This is a genomic window from Propionivibrio sp., from assembly GCF_047602565.1.
Taxonomy (GTDB): domain Bacteria; phylum Pseudomonadota; class Gammaproteobacteria; order Burkholderiales; family Rhodocyclaceae; genus Propionivibrio.
In genome coordinates this window covers 404,545-422,383 of the sequence record NZ_JASGGX010000001.1, presented here as the reverse complement: position 1 = coordinate 422,383, position 17,839 = coordinate 404,545, and the positions used below count along the sequence as shown (strand labels likewise).

Sequence of the window (17,839 nt, the reverse complement as noted above, 5' to 3'; positions counted from 1 at the left end):
AAGAGCATTTTTTTGACGTCGTTGTTGACGCAGGCGGCCCGGGTTGCTATAGTTCGCCCCCTCGCAACACGACGCACGTTTCACTAAGCGTTTCGCTGATTGAACAAATGATCAGCAGTGTTGACGAGAAGGAAACGATCTGTATATAATCTCGTTTCTTTAGCGGACGCGGGGTGGAGCAGTCTGGCAGCTCGTCGGGCTCATAACCCGAAGGTCACAGGTTCAAATCCTGTCCCCGCAACCAAGCAGTACCGAGCAGTATTGTTCTTTAAAAATGAGACGATTGATAGGTGTGGGTTTTTGGTCTTTGGGATGACCTGCGTAAGTGGGTTATTAAGAGATTGGAAGCTCGCGCGAAGTAGGAAGGCTGCGGACTTGAGGGAACTTGGGTTTGCAGTTGGAAGGACGTCAAGCGAGAGTTTTAACAGGAATTGAACTGAAGAGTTTGATCCTGGCTCAGATTGAACGCTGGCGGCATGCCTTACACATGCAAGTCGAACGGCAGCACGGGTGCTTGCACCTGGTGGCGAGTGGCGAACGGGTGAGTAATACATCGGAACGTACCTGAGAGTGGGGGATAACGTAGCGAAAGTTACGCTAATACCGCATATTCTGTGAGCAGGAAAGCAGGGGACCGCAAGGCCTTGCGCTTTTGGAGCGGCCGATGTCGGATTAGCTAGTTGGTGAGGTAAAGGCTTACCAAGGCGACGATCCGTAGCGGGTCTGAGAGGATGATCCGCCACACTGGGACTGAGACACGGCCCAGACTCCTACGGGAGGCAGCAGTGGGGAATTTTGGACAATGGGCGCAAGCCTGATCCAGCCATGCCGCGTGAGTGAAGAAGGCCTTCGGGTTGTAAAGCTCTTTCGGTGGGGAAGAAATTGCACTTGATAATACCGAGTGTAGATGACGGTACCCGCATAAGAAGCACCGGCTAACTACGTGCCAGCAGCCGCGGTAATACGTAGGGTGCGAGCGTTAATCGGAATTACTGGGCGTAAAGCGTGCGCAGGTGGTTGTGTAAGTCAGATGTGAAATCCCCGGGCTCAACCTGGGAACTGCATTTGAGACTGCACGGCTAGAGGATGGCAGAGGGGGGTAGAATTCCACGTGTAGCAGTGAAATGCGTAGAGATGTGGAGGAATACCGATGGCGAAGGCAGCCCCCTGGGCTATTACTGACACTCATGCACGAAAGCGTGGGGAGCAAACAGGATTAGATACCCTGGTAGTCCACGCCCTAAACGATGTCAACTGGATGTTGGGAGGGTTAAACCTCTTAGTGTCGTAGCTAACGCGTGAAGTTGACCGCCTGGGGAGTACGGCCGCAAGGCTAAAACTCAAAGGAATTGACGGGGACCCGCACAAGCGGTGGATGATGTGGATTAATTCGATGCAACGCGAAAAACCTTACCTACCCTTGACATGCCAGGAACCCTGCTGAGAGGTGGGGGTGCCCGAAAGGGAGCCTGGACACAGGTGCTGCATGGCTGTCGTCAGCTCGTGTCGTGAGATGTTGGGTTAAGTCCCGCAACGAGCGCAACCCTTGTCGTTAATTGCCATCATTCAGTTGGGCACTTTAATGAGACTGCCGGTGACAAACCGGAGGAAGGTGGGGATGACGTCAAGTCCTCATGGCCCTTATGGGTAGGGCTTCACACGTCATACAATGGTCGGTTCAGAGGGTTGCCAACCCGCGAGGGGGAGCTAATCTCAGAAAGCCGATCGTAGTCCGGATTGCAGTCTGCAACTCGACTGCATGAAGTCGGAATCGCTAGTAATCGCGGATCAGCATGCCGCGGTGAATACGTTCCCGGGTCTTGTACACACCGCCCGTCACACCATGGGAGCGGGTTCTGCCAGAAGTGGGTAGCCTAACCGCAAGGAGGGCGCTTACCACGGCGGGGTTCGTGACTGGGGTGAAGTCGTAACAAGGTAGCCGTAGGGGAACCTGCGGCTGGATCACCTCCTTTCTAGAGAAAAACCGGGATCAAGAACCCACAACCTATCGATCGTCACATGCGGTACAGACGGAGGGTCTGTAGCTCAGTCGGTTAGAGCACCGTCTTGATAAGGCGGGGGTCGTTGGTTCGATTCCAACCAGACCCACCAACGTTTGAACGATGAGGTGTTCAAGCGGCGGAGATCTGATCGGGGGATTAGCTCAGCTGGGAGAGCACCTGCTTTGCAAGCAGGGGGTCGTCGGTTCGATCCCGTCATCCTCCACCATTGCCTGGGATTTCCGGGGTCAGAAGTAAGTACTGGGTCCAGTATTTACTTCTGACGGATGAAAATCTGTACGCTCTTTAACAAAATGGAAGAAGGTTGTATCGCTGGCTGCCGACAAACCAAGGCCAGTGATACGGTTGTAATTGCATCGACAACTTCTTGTTACAGCTAGCAAGAAGTTGCACAAACGAGTTGCCTGTAGCTTCGCGGTCTCGCAAGAGAGCGCAAGGTTATAGGATCAAGCGACTAAGTGCATGTGGTGGATGCCTTGGCGATTACAGGCGAAGAAGGACGTGCAAGCCTGCGAAAAGCTCCGGGGAGCTGGCAATGAAGCTTTGATCCGGAGATGTCCGAATGGGGAAACCCACTCCGCAAGGAGTATCGTGTTCTGAATACATAGGGGCACGAGGCGAACCGGGTGAACTGAAACATCTAAGTAGCCCGAGGAAAAGAAATCAACCGAGATTCCCAGAGTAGTGGCGAGCGAAATGGGACCAGCCTGCAAGTGATAGCGATCGCGTTAATGGAAGCCTCTGGAAAGTGGCGCCGTAGTGGGTGATAGCCCCGTACATGAAAACCCGATCGTGGTACTGAGCTTGCGACAAGTAGGGCGGGGCACGTGAAACCCTGTCTGAACATGGGGGGACCATCCTCCAAGGCTAAATACTCGTAATCGACCGATAGTGAACCAGTACCGTGAGGGAAAGGCGAAAAGAACCCCGGGAGGGGAGTGAAATAGATCCTGAAACCGCATGCATACAAACAGTGGGAGCCTCGCAAGGGGTGACTGCGTACCTTTTGTATAATGGGTCAGCGACTTACGTTCAGTAGCGAGCTTAACCGAATAGGGGAGGCGTAGGGAAACCGAGTCTGATAAGGGCGATTAGTTGCTGGGCGTAGACCCGAAACCGGATGATCTATCCATGGCCAGGATGAAGGTGCGGTAACACGCACTGGAGGTCCGAACCCACTAGTGTTGAAAAACTAGGGGATGAGCTGTGGATAGGGGTGAAAGGCTAAACAAATCCGGAGATAGCTGGTTCTCTCCGAAAACTATTTAGGTAGTGCCTCACGTATCACCTTTGGGGGTAGAGCACTGTTATGGCTAGGGGGTCATCGCGACTTACCAAACCATTGCAAACTCCGAATACCGAAGAGTGCGAGCGTGGGAGACAGACATCGGGTGCTAACGTCCGGTGTCGAGAGGGAAACAACCCAGACCGCCGATTAAGGTCCCCAAGCCATAGTTAAGTGGGAAACGAGGTGGGAAGGCTTAGACAGCCAGGAGGTTGGCTTAGAAGCAGCCATCCTTTAAAGAAAGCGTAATAGCTCACTGGTCGAGTCGTCCTGCGCGGAAGATGTAACGGGGCTCAAACTATGCACCGAAATCGCGGATATGTACTTGTACATATGGTAGGAGAGCGTTCTGTAGGCCGTTGAAGGTGGCTTGTGAAAGCTGCTGGAGGTATCAGAAGTGCGAATGCTGACATGAGTAGCGATAAAGCGGGTGAAAAGCCCGCTCGCCGAAAGCCCAAGGTTTCCTGCGCAACGTTCATCGGCGCAGGGTGAGTCGGCCCCTAAGGCGAGGCTGAAAAGCGTAGTCGATGGGAAACTGGTCAATATTCCAGTACCTCTTTGTAATGCGATGGGGGGACGGAGAAGGTTAGGTCAGCCGGGTGTTGGACGTCCCGGTTTAAGCGTGTAGTCGTGCCTGGTAGGCAAATCCGCCGGGCTAAGATGAGGCGTGACGACGAGTGGTCTTGTACCGCGAAGTGATTGATACCCTGCTTCCAAGAAAAGCCTCTAAGCTTCAGTTATGAAGAGACCGTACCGCAAACCGACACAGGTGGGCAGGATGAGAATTCTAAGGCGCTTGAGAGAACTCAGGAGAAGGAACTCGGCAAATTAGCACCGTAACTTCGGGAAAAGGTGCGCCCTGGTAGGTTGTAGCGATTTACTCGCGAAGGCTGAAAGGGTTGCAGTGAAAAGGTGGCTGCGACTGTTTAATAAAAACACAGCACTCTGCAAACACGAAAGTGGACGTATAGGGTGTGACGCCTGCCCGGTGCCGGAAGGTTAAGTGATGGGGTGCAAGCTCTTGATCGAAGCCCCGGTAAACGGCGGCCGTAACTATAACGGTCCTAAGGTAGCGAAATTCCTTGTCGGGTAAGTTCCGACCTGCACGAATGGCGTAACGATGGCCACACTGTCTCCTCCTGAGACTCAGCGAAGTTGAAATGTTTGTGAAGATGCAATCTCCCCGCGGCTAGACGGAAAGACCCCATGAACCTTTACTGTAGCTTTGCATTGGACTTTGAACCGGTCTGTGTAGGATAGGTGGGAGGCTTTGAAGTGAGGACGCTAGTTCTCATGGAGCCGTCCTTGAAATACCACCCTGATTTGTTTGAGGTTCTAACCATGGCCTGTGAATCCAGGTCTGGGACCGTGCATGGTAGGCAGTTTGACTGGGGCGGTCTCCTCCCAAAGTGTAACGGAGGAGTACGAAGGTACGCTAGGTACGGTCGGACATCGTGCTAATAGTGCAATGGCAAAAGCGTGCTTGACTGCGAGTCCCACAAGACGAGCAGGTACGAAAGTAGGTCATAGTGATCCGGTGGTTCTGTATGGAAGGGCCATCGCTCAACGGATAAAAGGTACTCTGGGGATAACAGGCTGATACCGCCCAAGAGTTCATATCGACGGCGGTGTTTGGCACCTCGATGTCGGCTCATCACATCCTGGGGCTGTAGCCGGTCCCAAGGGTATGGCTGTTCGCCATTTAAAGTGGTACGTGAGCTGGGTTTAAAACGTCGTGAGACAGTTTGGTCCCTATCTGCCGTGGGCGTTGGAAATTTGAGGGGGCCTGCTCCTAGTACGAGAGGACCGGAGTGGACATTCCTCTGGTGTACCGGTTATGACGCCAGTCGTATCGCCGGGTAGCTATGAATGGAAGAGATAAACGCTGAAAGCATCTAAGCGTGAAACTCGCCTCAAGATGAGATTTCCCCGGGGACTCGATCCCCCTGAAGGGTCGTCGAAGACCACGACGTTGATAGGCTGGGTGTGGAAGCGCAGTAATGCGTTAAGCTAACCAGTACTAATTGCCCGTGCGGCTTGATCCTATAACCTTGCGCAGCAACTCGACGCTGCAATTGCAACCAACCTTCTCCCGTTTTGCGCATGGCCCACCGGCCGTGCGGACAAGTTATGCTTGGCGGCCATAGCCCTTCGGACCCACCCCTTCCCATCCCGAACAGGACCGTGAAACGAAGTCGCGCCGATGATAGTGCACAGCTCGTGTGCGAAAGTAGGTCACCGCCAGGCTCCCCTCTCAAAGCCCTCTCGCCTTCATAGGCCAGAGGGCTTCTCTATTTCACAAAAAAAAGAAAATAAAAAAGGCTGTGGATCGGCAAGTGATCCGGGTACACCCCCACAAAACCTCCGTTCATCTCAACGGCTCCTCAAAAATCACTAAAAAACTAAATAAATCAGTACCTTGAGAATAACCTCAACTTGACTTCCGTGATTGCCGTGAGGGTGTGCCCGGGCTTCATGCTATGCTTCTAATGTTGGTTTATACTGACAAGGATTTGATATCTGTCCCAACTAGGATTTATAAGAATGAGCGAACGCGAAATTGACCAGGCTTTGGTCGAGCGCGCACAGAAAGGCGATAAACAGGCATTCGAACAGCTGGTGGGGAAGTACCAGCGCAAGTTGGGACGATTGCTGTCACGCTTCATACGCGATCATGCCGAGGTGGAGGATGTGGCACAGGAAGCCTTTATCAAGGCTTATCGTGCCTTGCCTACATTTCGCGGAGAAAGCGCCTTCTATACCTGGTTATATAGAATCGGCATAAACACGGCCAAAAACCACCTGGTTGCAAAGGGACGGCGTGCTCCGACGTCAACGGAATTCGACGCCGACGAAGCGGAATCCTTTGAGGACGCGGAACACCTCCACGACATCAATACGCCGGAAAGGCTGTTGCAGTCGAAGCAGATCGGGCAGACGGTTAACGCCGCCATGGAGGCGTTGCCGGAAGAGTTGCGCAACGCGATCGTGCTGCGCGAAATCGAGGGGCTGAGCTACGAGGAAATCGCCGTGGAGATGAACTGCCCGATCGGCACGGTGCGTTCCCGGATATTCCGGGCTCGCGAGGCCGTCGCCGAGAAACTGCGGCCTCTGCTCGATACGGCGCCGGACCATCGCTGGTAAGCAGGCGCCGAAGGCTTTTGGCTCACTTGGCGGTTGTTTTTTCCGATGGCTGAAGTGAGAGGAACGGTGACCGCGCTCGACGGCGATCGCGCCCTCGTGCGCATTACCGAGGAAGGGTGCGGCCGGTGCCATGAGCCGGGCGGTTGCGGTGGCGGCAATCTCGCGCAGGCGTTCTGCCTGTCCCCGAAAATCTATCGGGTCTTAAATTCCAGGGGGGCGAAAGTGGGCGAGGCGGTGGTGATAGTGATCCACGACCGGACGCTGTTGCGCAGCGCCGTCGCCGGCTATGGCCTTCCCTTGCTAGGCCTATTCCTCGGGGCGGCGCTTGGCGTGGCCTTCGCAGGGGAAGTCGGTTCGATGATCGGTGCGGTGTGCGGTCTAGCCGTGGCTTGGGGAACTCAGAGGATACGATGGGTGCAAGATCTCCTGCTCGGGCCGGACTTCGAGCCACGCATAAAGTGAATGGCCTGATCGGCATGGGCAGCGTACTCAGATTGACCTTGATTTCACGCACGTATTGCCATCTGTGCGAGGAGATGGCCATGGCGGTGGCGCCCTTGCTGGATGAATACGGCGTGGAAATGGAAATCGTGGATGTCGATGGCGATCCCGAGCTGGAGGCAAGATTCGGGGAGTTCGTTCCGGTGCTGCTGTCGGGAAATACGGAGCTGAGCCGATTCCGCCTGGACATGAGCAAAGTCCGTGATTATCTGGAAGAAATCCGTTAGAATTCCTCCCTTTCTGGCAGTATCGACGAAGGGTGCCCGCCGGCACCCTTTTTTACAGGTGCGGCGAGGCCGCGACGGTAAGGCGCAATGCAACTGCAATTCATTCGAAATTTTTCAATCATCGCCCACATCGACCACGGCAAGTCGACGCTGGCCGACCGGATTATCCACCTCTGCGGCGGCTTGTCCGACCGGGAGATGGAGGAGCAGGTACTCGATTCGATGGACATCGAGCGGGAACGCGGCATCACCATCAAGGCGCAGACGGCGGCGCTTCAGTACAAAGCCCGCGACGGGCAGGTGTACAACCTGAATCTGATCGATACGCCCGGACACGTCGATTTTTCCTACGAAGTGTCGCGTTCTCTCTCCGCCTGCGAGGGCGCATTGCTGGTCGTCGATGCCTCGCAGGGCGTGGAGGCGCAGACGGTCGCCAACTGCTACACCGCCATCGATCTCGGCGTGGAAGTCGTGCCGGTGCTGAACAAGATCGATCTGCCTTCGGCCACGCCGGACAATGCGCGGCAGGAAATCGAGGACGTCATCGGCATCGACGCCTCGGACGCCGTGCTGGCGTCGGCCAAGACCGGCCTCGGGGTGGAAGACATCCTGGAGACGATCATCGCGCGTATCCCCACGCCCAAGGGCGATCCCGACGGCCCGCTCAAGGCGCTGCTGATCGATTCCTGGTTCGACAACTACGTGGGCGTCGTCATGCTGGTCCGTGTGGTCGATGGCTTTTTGCGTCCGAAGGACAAGGTGCGGCTGATGTCCAGCGGCGCCAACTACCTGTGCGAGCAGGTCGGCGTGTTCACGCCCAAGGCCGTGCAGCGGGATTCGCTGGCGGCGGGCGAGGTCGGCTACGTGATCGCCGGGATCAAGGAATTGCAGGCGGCCAAGGTCGGCGACACGCTGACGTCCGCCGACCGGCCCGCCGGCGAGCCGCTGCCCGGCTTCAAGGAAATCAAGTCGCAGGTTTTCGCCGGGCTCTATCCGGTCGAGGCGAACCAGTACGATTCCCTGCGGGAGGCGCTCGAAAAACTCAAGCTGAACGACGCTTCCCTGCACTACGAGCCCGAGGTTTCCCAGGCGCTCGGCTTCGGTTTCCGTTGCGGCTTCCTGGGGCTGCTGCACATGGAGATCGTGCAGGAGCGGCTGGAGCGGGAATTCGACCAGGATCTGATCACCACCGCGCCGACGGTGGTGTACGAGGTGGTGACCCGCGACGGCACCGTCGTCCAGGTCGAGAATCCGGCCAAGCTGCCGGAGACGACGAAGACCCTCGAAATCCGCGAACCGATCATCACCATCACCGTTTTCGTGCCGCAGGACTATCTCGGCAACGTCATCACCCTGTGCAACCAGAAGCGCGGTAACCAGGTCGACATGACCTACCACGGCCGCCAGGTGCAGTTGGTTTACGAGATGCCGATGGCCGAGGTGGTCATGGATTTCTTCGACAAGCTGAAGTCCGTGTCGCGGGGCTATGCATCACTGGACTATGATTTCAAGGAATTCAGGGCGGCGGACGTCGTCAAGCTGGACATTCTGATCAACGGCGAGAAGGTCGATGCCCTGTCGGTCATCGTGCACCGCGCGAATTCCGTCTATCGGGGCCGTGAACTGGCGTCCAAGATGCGCTCGCTGATTCCGCGCCAGATGTACGACGTGGCCATCCAGGCGGCCATCGGTTCGAACATCATCGCGCGCGAGAACGTCAAGGCGCTGCGCAAGGACGTGCTGGCCAAGTGCTACGGCGGCGACATCACCCGCAAGCGCAAGCTGTTGGAAAAGCAGAAGGCCGGCAAGAAGCGCATGAAGCAGGTCGGGTCGGTCGAGATTCCGCAGGAGGCGTTCCTGGCGGTTCTCCGCGTCGATAAATAAAGGAGCCGGTCACCGTGAATTTCGCATTGATTCTGTTTTGCCTGCTGGTCGTGAGCGGCGCCATCTGGTTCGTCAACGTGCTGGTGCTGCGCAAGCGCAGGGCGCCGGACGCCAAGGACCCCTGGTGGGTCGAATACGGGGCGAGCTTCTTTCCGGTCATCCTGCTCGTCTTCGTGCTGCGCTCGTTCATCGTCGAGCCGTTCAAGATTCCGTCGGGCTCGATGATCCCGACGCTCCAGGTCGGCGACTTCATCCTGGTCAATAAATATACCTACGGCATCCGTCTGCCGGTGATCAACAAGAAGATCATCGAATTCAACACGCCGCAGCGGGGCGATGTGATGGTCTTCCGCTATCCGGAAGATCCGTCGCTCGACTACATCAAGCGCGTGGTGGGCATTCCCGGCGACAAGGTGGCCTACCAGAACAAGCAGCTGACCATCAACGGCAAGCCGGTCGAAATGCGCCGGATCGACGATTATCTGCATCCGGAACGCTTGTACTACTCCCGGCAGTTCATCGAAAAGATGGATGGCATCGAGTACCGGGTGCTCAACGATCAGGACGCGCCGGCGTTCATCCCGGACGCATCGCGGTTTCCATATCGGGAGAATTGCCTCTACAATAACTCGGGTGTAATTTGCACCGTCCCGGAAGGCCAGTATTTCATGATGGGCGATAATCGGGACAATAGCCGCGATAGCCGTTTCTGGGGATTCGTTCCGGACGAAAACATCGTCGGCAAGGCGTTTTTCATCTGGCTCAATTTCGGCGATCTGAAACGCATCGGGCCATTCAAGTGAGGAATGTGAAGATGAAATACCAGCGAGGAGTTACTCTGTCGGGGCTGATCGTCTGGGGCGTGGTCATCGCCCTGGTGGCCATACTGGGCATGCGGGTGGTCCCGGACGTCATCGACTACTACAAGATCAAGAAGATCGTCGCCTCGACGGCCATGAATGCGAGCGGCAAGACGGTCCCCGAAATCCGCGCGATCTTCGACAAATACGCCGACGTGGACTCCATCCAGACGATCAAGGGAACCGATCTGGATATCTCCAAGGAGGGCAACGAAGTGGTCGTGGCCTTCGCCTACGAGAAACGCATTTCCTTGTTCCACAACGTTAGTCTACTGATCGATTTCCAGGGATCGTCGGCGCAACGCTGAACAAGCGCATGGCCAATTCTCTCGAACGGGCGATCGATTATCGCTTCGCAGATGCCTCGCTGCTGCTCACGGCGTTGACGCACCGCAGCCACAGTTCGCCGCACAACGAACGGCTGGAATTCCTGGGCGATTCGATTCTCAATGCGGTGATCGCCCGCCAGCTCTACGAACGTTTTCCCCGCATCTCCGAAGGCGACATGTCGCGGATGCGCGCCAATCTGGTCCGCCAGGACAGCCTCCACCGGCTGTCGCTGTCGCTGTCGCTCGGCGATCATCTCAGGCTTGGCGAAGGTGAGCTCAAAAGCGGCGGCGCCAGCCGCCCCTCGATCCTGGCCGACGCGCTCGAGGCGGTGTTCGGCGCCGTGTGGCTGGACGGCGGATTCGACGGCGCGAACCGGGTGATCGTCCGCCTGTACGAAAGCATGCTTGCCGGCATCGCCTCGGGCAAGCCGGTCAAGGATGCCAAGACGCGCCTGCAGGAGCACCTGCAGGGCCGGCGCCTGCCTCTGCCGAAATACGTGCTGGCCGGGACGGACGGCGAAGCGCACGCGCAGTCGTTCAACGTCGTCTGCGAGATCGACAGCCTGCGCATCAGGACGCAAGGGCACGGCGGCAGCCGGCGCGCGGCCGAGCAGGTCGCGGCGGAGAAAGCCCTGGAAAAGCTGCACGTCGATGAATGAACTGAGATCCGGCTACGTTGCCATCGTCGGCCGTCCGAACGTCGGCAAGTCCACCCTGCTCAATCGCCTGATAGGTGAAAAGATCAGCATCGTCTCGCGCAAGGCGCAGACGACCCGCCACCGAATCACCGGCATCCTGACCCGGCCGGACGCCCAGTTCGTCTTCGTCGACACGCCCGGCTTCCAGACGCGCCACGCGGGTGCGTTGAACCGGGCGATGAACCGCGGCGTGACGCAGGCGCTGGCGGACGTGGACGTCGTCGTCCTGGTGATCGAGGCCGGCCATTTCGACGCCCAGGACAAGGCCGTGCTCCGCCTGCTGCCGCAGGACAAGCCGGTGGTTCTGGCCGTCAACAAGGTCGATCAGCTCAAGGACAAGGCGGCGCTGCTGCCGATGCTGGCCAGCCTCTCGCCGGAGTTTCCGTTCGCCGCCATCGTGCCGGTGAGCGCGGCCAAGGGGACCCAGACCGACGACCTGCTCGCCGAAGTGCGCGGGCATCTGCCCCACGGCGAAATACTCTTCGGCGAGGATGAGATCACCGACCGCAGCGAACGCTTCCTGGCGGCGGAGTTCATCCGGGAGAAGCTGTTCCGCTTGCTGGGGGACGAACTGCCCTACGCCTCGACGGTGCAGATCGAAAAATTCGAAGTGGACGGCGCGCTGCGCCGCATCAGCGCCGCCATCGTCGTCGACCGGCCGGCGCACAAGGGCATCGTCATCGGCAAGGGTGGGCAGACGCTCAAGCGCATCGCCACCGAGGCGCGCCAGGACATGGAACGGCTGTTCGACGGCAAGGTTTTCCTGGAAGTCTTCGTCCAGGTCAAGTCGGGCTGGTCGGACGACGAGCGCCTGCTCAAGAGCCTCGGCTACGAGTGAGTCCGGACCGGGAATCGAGGCCATGCAACGGCACAGGGTCGATGGACAGCCGGCGTTCGTGCTGCATGCCTACCCCTTCCGCGAAACCAGCCTGATCGTCGAGGCGTTCGCCCGGGACGTCGGCCGCATCGCCTTGCTGGCGCGCGGCGCGCGGCGTCCGCGCTCGGCCTTGCGCGGACTGTTGATGGCCTTCCAGCCGCTCGAACTGTCCTGGGCGGGAAAGGGCGAGATCAAGACGATCATGAAGGCCGAATGGCAGGGCGGACAGCCCCTGCTGTCCGGGCGGGCGCTTTTCTGCGGCTACTATCTCAACGAGCTGCTGCTTGATCTGCTGCCGCGGGAGGACGCCCACGCGCGCCTGTTCTCAGTGTATGCGGAAACCTTGCGGCGGTTCGCCGACGGGCCGAAAGAATCGGACCTCCGCCGCTTCGAACGGGCGTTTCTGCAGGAGCTCGGCTACGGTTTGACGCTGCAGCACGACGACGAGGGGCAGCCCATCGATCCGGCGCGGTACTATGCGTACGAGATCGAACGCGGTCCGGTCCGGTTGCAGGCGGCCGGCGACTCGGCGCTGGCCGTCAGCGGCAAGACCCTGATCGATCTGGATGCCGGGGATTTTTCCGATCCGCGCTCTTTGCTCGAAGCCAAGCAGTTGATGAGGACCCTGATCGCCCATTACACGGGCGGCAAGGGGCTGGAGACACGCAAGATTTTTCTGGAGCTACAGGAACCATGATCGAACTGGGCGTAAATATCGACCACGTGGCGACGATCCGCCAGGCGCGCAAGACCTACGAACCCGAACCCGCCTGGGCCGCCGTCGAGGCGCACATCGGCGGCGCGGACGGCATAACCGTGCATCTGCGCGAGGACCGGCGGCACATCCAGGACGCCGACGTCGAAAAACTGCGGACGTTGACGCAGATCAAGCTGAACCTGGAAATGGCGGCGACCGACGAAATGGTGGCGATCGCCTGCCGGCTCAAGCCGGAAATGGCCATGCTGGTCCCCGAGGGGCGCCACGAAGTGACCACCGAAGGGGGGCTCGACATCGTCGCGCAGGAGGGCAAGCTGAAAAAGGCGGTCGACCGGCTGGCCGAGGCCGGCATCATCAGCAGCGTCTTCATCGACGCCGAGCTGGCCCAGGTCGAGGCCGCGGCGCGCATCGGCGCGCGCGTCTGCGAGATCCACACCGGCCCGTACGCGCATGCCTTCCACAACCTGGGGCGCGACGCAGAGAGTCCCGCGGTGCTGGCCGAGCTCGACAAGATCGGCGCGGCGGGAAACGCCATCCGCGGGCTGGGCATGCGTTTCAACGCCGGCCATGCGCTGAACTACTTCAACGTACAGCCCGTGGCGCGCCTGCCGGGCATCCGCGAACTGCACATCGGGCACGCCATCGTCAGCCGCGCGGTCTTCGTCGGCCTGCGCGAAGCCGTCCGCGAGATGAAGCGCCTGATGCGCGAGGCGGCCGCCTGTCCGGCGGCACAGCCCTGATGATCGCCGGCGTCGGCACCGACATCGTGGCGGTCGCCCGGCTCGGCAGGCTTTACGCGCGCCACGGGGCGCGGGCGCTGGAGAAGCTGCTGGCTCCGTCGGAGTTCGCCGACTTCTCCCGGGCTGCCGATCCGGCGCGCTTCCTGGCCAAGCGCTTCGCGGCCAAGGAGGCGTTCGGCAAGGCGCTGGGCATCGGCGTCGCCGCGCCGGCCACCTTGCCCAGCATCGCGGTGACGCACGACGAGCTCGGCAAGCCGGCGTTCGGCTACGCGCCGCCGCTGGCGCGCTATCTGGCCGAGCGCGGTCTGTCCGTCCATCTTTCGATCAGCGACGAAGCCGCCTATGCCGTGGCGTTCGTCGTCCTGGAAAGCGCCTGATTCGACATGCCCATGAACTTGCCGCACGGTCCGCTGATGATCGACGTCGCGGGGACCGGACTGACCGATGCCGATCGGCAGCGCCTGTGCCATCCGCTGGTCGGCGGATTGATATTGTTCGCCCGCAACTATGCCTCGCCCGAGCAGTTGTCGAGGCTGACCGCCGAAATCCATGCCTTGCGCTCGCCACCGCTGCTGATCGCCATCGATCACGAGGGCGGCCGGGTGCAGCGCTGCCGCGACGGCTTCACCCGTCTGCCGGCGATGCGGCGTCTCGGCGAATTGTGGGAACGCGATCCGCAATTGGCGCAGGCGTCGGCCCGGGACATCGGCTATGTGCTGGCCCGCGAACTGCGGTTGCACGGGGTCGATCTGTCCTTCACGCCCGTCCTCGATCTCGATCGGGGGCGCAGCGGCGTGATCGGCGATCGCGCGTTCCATCGCGATCCGCGCGTGGTCGTCCTGCTCGCTGGCCAGTTGATCGACGGTTTGCATGCGGCCGGGATGCGGGCGTGCGGCAAGCACTTCCCGGGGCACGGCTGGGCGGAGGCCGATTCCCACGTGGCGATCCCGGTGGACGACCGCCTGCCCGCCGAGATCGAGGAAGACATGCGGCCGTTCCGGGAACTGCCGCTCGACGCCGTCATGCCGGCGCATGTGATCTATCCGCGCGTGGATTCGCGGCCGGCCGGTTTCTCGCCGGTATGGCTGGCGAAGCTGCGCGGGGAAATGGGTTTCGCCGGCGTGATTTTCAGCGACGACCTGTCGATGGAGGGCGCCAGCGTGGCAGGCGGCATCGTCGACCGGGTGGCCGCCGCCTGGAATGCCGGCTGCGATATGCTGCTGGTGTGCAACGCGCCGGGCAAGGTGGACGAAGTGCTGGCGGGCTGGCGTCCGGATTTCGACGCCCGGCGCTCCGCGCACGTCGCCCGGCTGCTTCCCGTCCCGGAGGTCCCGGACATGAAAAACGATCCCCGCCATCTGGCGGGGATCGAAGCGGCTGCGCGGCTTGCCTGACGGGCGGTTCCCGCGCCGCGGCGCGGGAACCCGCGCTCAGAAGTAATTCAGCAGCGACGGCACGGGCACCCTCGGCACATAGCCCGCAATCCACTTGAGCGGCAGCAGAATCATCTCGGGAATCAGCGTCATCGCGAACAGCAGGATGCACTGGGCGATGAAGTAGGGCAGAGTCGGCATGAGGATTTCCTCCATCTTGACCTTGCCCGCGGCGCAGGCGACGTTGAGCACCGGCCCCACCGGCGGAGTCAGCAGGCCGAGGACGTTGACCAGGGTGAAGATGATACCGAAGTAGACCGGATCGATCCCCGCCGCCTTGAGCAGGGGCAGGAAAATGGGGGTCAGGATGAGGATCGTCGGCACCACGTCCATGGCCGTGCCCACCAGCAGCACCACCACCATCAGCGTGACGTTCAGCAGGATCGGCCGGTCGACCAGCCCGTCCAGCGCGGCGGTGATGAGCTGCGGCATGCGCGCGATGGTCATGATGTAGCCGGCGACCTGGGCGGCCGCGGCGAGGAACATGACCACGGCGGACGTTTTCGCGGCGCTGGTGAGGGCCTTGAACATGTCCCTGGGCGTCAGCTCGCGGTATGCGAAGATGCCCACGAAGAGGGCGTATACCACGGCGACGACGCCCGCCTCGGTGGCCGTGAACACACCGCCCCGCAGCCCGACGATGATGATCACCGGCAACAGCAGCGCCCACAGGCCGCTCAGGAAGATCCGCGCTTTTTCCTTCAGCGTGGTTTTCTGCGTGGTGGCGCCGACCGCGTCCTTGCGGGAAACGAAGAACCACGCGATGCTCATGATGATGGTCAGGTATATCGCCGGTGCGATGCCGCCCAGGAACAGGGACTTGATCGAGACGCCGGCGGCGACGCCATAGACGATCATCGGCACCGAAGGCGGCATGATCGGCGCCACCATGTTGCCGGCGGCCACGAGTCCGGCGGCTTTCGGGCGGTTGTAGCCGGAATCGGCCATCATCGGGATGAGGATCGCGCCCAGCGCCGCGGTGCTGGCGACGGCCGAACCGACCAGGCTGGCGAAAATCAGGCAGGCCAGGATCGTGACGTAGCCCAGTCCGCCGCGCACGCCCCCGACGAAAATATTGCAGAAGTCGATGATGCGCTTGGTCAGCCCGCCGCGATTCATCAATTCGCCGGCAATGATGAAGAACGGCAGGGCCATCATGGTCACGCTGTCGACGCCGCGCATGAGCTGCGCGGCCACGATCTGCGGGTTGGTCGCGCTTCCCCCCATGTGCAGCGCGGTGGCGATCGAGCCGAGCAGCAGGGAAAAGGCGATGGGCAGCCCCAGCATCATGGCGCCGCACAGGTACAACATGAACAGAATAATCAGGGTCACGGTCTTCTCCTATTGCAGGTTGTCCTGCACCTGCTCCGAGCCGGAATCGTCGCGAATCGACAGCAGTTCGCTGACGGACATCTTGAGTACGATCAGGCGATACATGTTCGCCAGCGCGATGATGATGATGGAAATGCCGGTCACCAGGCCGACGGCATAGACCAGGAAGATGGGGAATTGTGTGGCGACCCAGCGATCACCGAGGTTTTGCACGACCAGCTGCCAGCTGCCCAGGGTCAGCACGACCATGACCCAGATGACCCCGACCTGGACCAGGAAATAGATGATCTTCTGGACGAGAACCGGGATGCGGGTCAGCAGACTGTCGATGATGAGATGCTGGTTGTCCCGCATGGCTCCGATGGAGCCGAGGTAAACCAGATAGATGAAGCAGAGGCGGGCGATTTCCTCGGACCATTCGAAACCCGTGGAAAAGACGTAGCGCAAGACGACGTTCAGGAAGACCAGGGCAATCATGACCGCCAGAAAGAAGGCCATCAGGACCTCGATGCTCCGGAACAGCAGGTTAGATTTATTCATCATAATCCTCGCGGCAACAGGACAAAAAACCCTCATGGGGGAACCATGAGGGTTTTGCCGGCATTTCGGCCTGTTTCTACTGAACGGCCTTGATCTTGTCGGTAAGCGGCTTCGCCCAGGTGTGATCCGCGTACAGCTTGTCGGTGAGCGGCTTGAGCATTTCAATGATCTTCTGCCGGTCCGCTTCCGTGACGGCGGTCACCGTCACGCCCTTGCTCTTGAGGAACTGCCGGTCCTTGTCGACGCTCGCGATGTAGTTGTCCCAGGCCGTCACCGAAGCCGCCTTGGCGGCGTCACGGATGACTTTCTGGTGCTCGGCGCTGAGCTTGTCGAAGAACGGCGCGCTGACGATGACTTCCAGGGTGGCGATGATGTGGTTGGTTTCGTAGAGGTATTTCTGTACCTCGTAAAAGGCTTCACTGATCACCGTCACCATGCCGTTATCCTGGCCGTCGACGACGCCGGTTTCCAGCGCGCTGAACAGTTCGCCAAGCGGAATGACCTGGGCGCTGGCGCCGAGATTCTTGGCGATGCCGACGTGGATGGGATTGGACGGCATGCGGAATTTCTGGCCCTTGAAGTCGGCCACCGAGGTCAGCTTCTTGTTGCTGGTGAAGGTGCGCGCGCTGTTCGGCCCCCAGCCCAGGACATGCGTGGTCGGGAACTTCTGATGGAATCCCGCGCTGAGCTCGTCCGCGATCGGGCCGGTCCAGACCTTCTTCGCGTGGTTGAGATCACGATAGAGGAACGGCCAGTCGGTGATCAGCATGGTGGGGTATTCCTGGTTCATGCCCGAACCGATGACGGCGACCTCGATGGTGCCGTTGCGCACCCCGTTCCACAGATCGGCCTCGTTGCCGAGCGTTCCGGAGTGGTACACGTCGACCTTGATGGCCCCGTTGCTGCCCTTCTCGATCATGGGCTTGAACACGGTATCCAGGGCGGCCGCCATCGGGTGGGTGTTGCCCCAGTTGTCGCCGACCTTGAGGGTGATCGGATTGGCCGCGAAAGCGCCGCTTGCCGCGACAAGCGTCAGACATGTCGCCAGGATTTTGTTGAGTTTCATTTTTCGCCTCCTCCGTTTGAAAAAGATTTTGGGTGCTCAAGCGGCAACCCGTGACCACCGACCGGAGCGTCTCCCCCGGTAGACCCCGAACCCGCGCCGGCCGCCGGAAGTCCCTCCAACCCCCGTCCCTCCTGGGCCGTTCATTCTTTCGAATCGACCTGCGGGCATGCACCCTTGTATGGTA

At 59.9% G+C, this 17,839-nt stretch carries 15 protein-coding genes, 3 tRNA genes and 3 rRNA genes; 18 read left to right on the top strand and 3 right to left on the bottom strand.

The window, feature by feature from the left end; all coding sequences use genetic code 11:
• Window positions 1–167: 167 nt before the first annotated feature.
• The 18 genes from QM701_RS01930 (at window position 168) to nagZ (ending at window position 14,678) form a co-directional block, all read left to right on the top strand.
• Window positions 168–244, top strand: a tRNA-Met gene (locus tag QM701_RS01930).
• 189 nt (window positions 245–433) lie between these two features.
• Window positions 434–1,973: ribosomal RNA gene (locus tag QM701_RS01925) — 16S ribosomal RNA — on the top strand.
• Window positions 1,974–2,035: 62 nt separating this feature from the next.
• Window positions 2,036–2,112: transfer RNA gene (locus tag QM701_RS01920), tRNA-Ile, on the top strand.
• A 41-nt stretch (window positions 2,113–2,153) separates the two neighbouring features.
• Window positions 2,154–2,229, top strand: a tRNA-Ala gene (locus QM701_RS01915).
• Between the two features lie 236 nt (window positions 2,230–2,465).
• Window positions 2,466–5,351 (top strand): 23S ribosomal RNA (locus QM701_RS01910).
• An 88-nt stretch (window positions 5,352–5,439) separates the two neighbouring features.
• Window positions 5,440–5,553, top strand: a 5S ribosomal RNA gene (rrf, locus tag QM701_RS01905).
• Together the 16S, 23S and 5S rRNA genes with 3 tRNA genes alongside form the textbook arrangement of a ribosomal RNA operon.
• A 297-nt stretch (window positions 5,554–5,850) precedes the next feature.
• Window positions 5,851–6,450, top strand: a complete 600-nt coding sequence (gene rpoE / locus QM701_RS01900) for an RNA polymerase sigma factor RpoE (protein WP_415165417.1) — start codon at window positions 5,851–5,853, stop codon at window positions 6,448–6,450.
• Window positions 6,451–6,516: 66 nt separating this feature from the next.
• Window positions 6,517–6,912, top strand: a complete 396-nt coding sequence (locus QM701_RS01895) for a SoxR reducing system RseC family protein (protein WP_415165416.1) — start codon at window positions 6,517–6,519, stop codon at window positions 6,910–6,912.
• Window positions 6,909–7,178 (top strand): glutaredoxin family protein, encoded by a 270-nt coding sequence (locus QM701_RS01890; RefSeq protein WP_415165415.1) that lies wholly within the window; start codon window positions 6,909–6,911, stop codon window positions 7,176–7,178. Before QM701_RS01895 ends, QM701_RS01890 begins: the two co-directional genes overlap by 4 nt.
• A gap of 93 nt (window positions 7,179–7,271) precedes the next feature.
• Window positions 7,272–9,062 (top strand): translation elongation factor 4, encoded by a 1,791-nt coding sequence (gene lepA, locus QM701_RS01885; RefSeq protein ID WP_415169329.1) that lies wholly within the window; start codon window positions 7,272–7,274, stop codon window positions 9,060–9,062.
• Between the two features lie 14 nt (window positions 9,063–9,076).
• A complete protein-coding gene (lepB, locus tag QM701_RS01880; RefSeq protein ID WP_415165414.1) occupies window positions 9,077–9,865 on the top strand; it encodes a signal peptidase I in 789 nt (262 codons plus the stop codon).
• An 11-nt stretch (window positions 9,866–9,876) separates the two neighbouring features.
• The gene (locus QM701_RS01875; protein ID WP_415165413.1) at window positions 9,877–10,230 is read left to right on the top strand and encodes a DUF4845 domain-containing protein; all 354 of its coding nucleotides are present in this window, start codon (window positions 9,877–9,879) and stop codon (window positions 10,228–10,230) included.
• An 8-nt stretch (window positions 10,231–10,238) separates the two neighbouring features.
• The gene (rnc, locus tag QM701_RS01870; protein WP_415165412.1) at window positions 10,239–10,910 is read left to right on the top strand and encodes a ribonuclease III; all 672 of its coding nucleotides are present in this window, start codon (window positions 10,239–10,241) and stop codon (window positions 10,908–10,910) included.
• Entirely contained in the window at window positions 10,903–11,787 is an 885-nt protein-coding gene (gene era, locus QM701_RS01865) for a GTPase Era (protein WP_415165411.1), read from the top strand. Before rnc ends, era begins: the two co-directional genes overlap by 8 nt.
• A gap of 22 nt (window positions 11,788–11,809) precedes the next feature.
• Window positions 11,810–12,523: a DNA repair protein RecO gene (recO, locus tag QM701_RS01860; RefSeq protein WP_415165410.1), complete on the top strand. Its 714-nt coding sequence runs from the start codon at window positions 11,810–11,812 to the stop codon at window positions 12,521–12,523.
• Complete coding sequence (locus tag QM701_RS01855; protein ID WP_415165409.1) at window positions 12,520–13,284, top strand: pyridoxine 5'-phosphate synthase; 765 nt, start codon at window positions 12,520–12,522, stop codon at window positions 13,282–13,284. Before recO ends, QM701_RS01855 begins: the two co-directional genes overlap by 4 nt.
• Window positions 13,284–13,661: a holo-ACP synthase gene (acpS, locus tag QM701_RS01850; protein WP_415165408.1), complete on the top strand. Its 378-nt coding sequence runs from the start codon at window positions 13,284–13,286 to the stop codon at window positions 13,659–13,661. Before QM701_RS01855 ends, acpS begins: the two co-directional genes overlap by 1 nt.
• Window positions 13,662–13,667: 6 nt before the next feature.
• Window positions 13,668–14,678 carry a beta-N-acetylhexosaminidase gene (gene nagZ, locus QM701_RS01845; protein ID WP_415165407.1) on the top strand — a complete coding sequence of 337 codons (1,011 nt, stop codon included), beginning with the start codon at window positions 13,668–13,670 and terminating at the stop codon, window positions 14,676–14,678.
• A gap of 36 nt (window positions 14,679–14,714) precedes the next feature.
• Here the strand turns inward: nagZ and QM701_RS01840 are convergent, their stop codons facing one another.
• The 3 genes from QM701_RS01840 to QM701_RS01830 all read right to left on the bottom strand — a co-directional run bounded on the left by QM701_RS01840 (window position 14,715) and on the right by QM701_RS01830 (window position 17,655).
• Entirely contained in the window at window positions 14,715–16,049 is a 1,335-nt protein-coding gene (locus QM701_RS01840; RefSeq protein ID WP_415165406.1) for a TRAP transporter large permease, read from the bottom strand.
• A 9-nt stretch (window positions 16,050–16,058) separates the two neighbouring features.
• Window positions 16,059–16,589: a TRAP transporter small permease gene (locus tag QM701_RS01835; RefSeq protein ID WP_415165405.1), complete on the bottom strand. Its 531-nt coding sequence runs from the start codon at window positions 16,587–16,589 to the stop codon at window positions 16,059–16,061.
• Between the two features lie 76 nt (window positions 16,590–16,665).
• A complete protein-coding gene (locus QM701_RS01830; protein WP_415165404.1) occupies window positions 16,666–17,655 on the bottom strand; it encodes a TRAP transporter substrate-binding protein in 990 nt (329 codons plus the stop codon).
• Window positions 17,656–17,839: the final 184 nt, after the last annotated feature.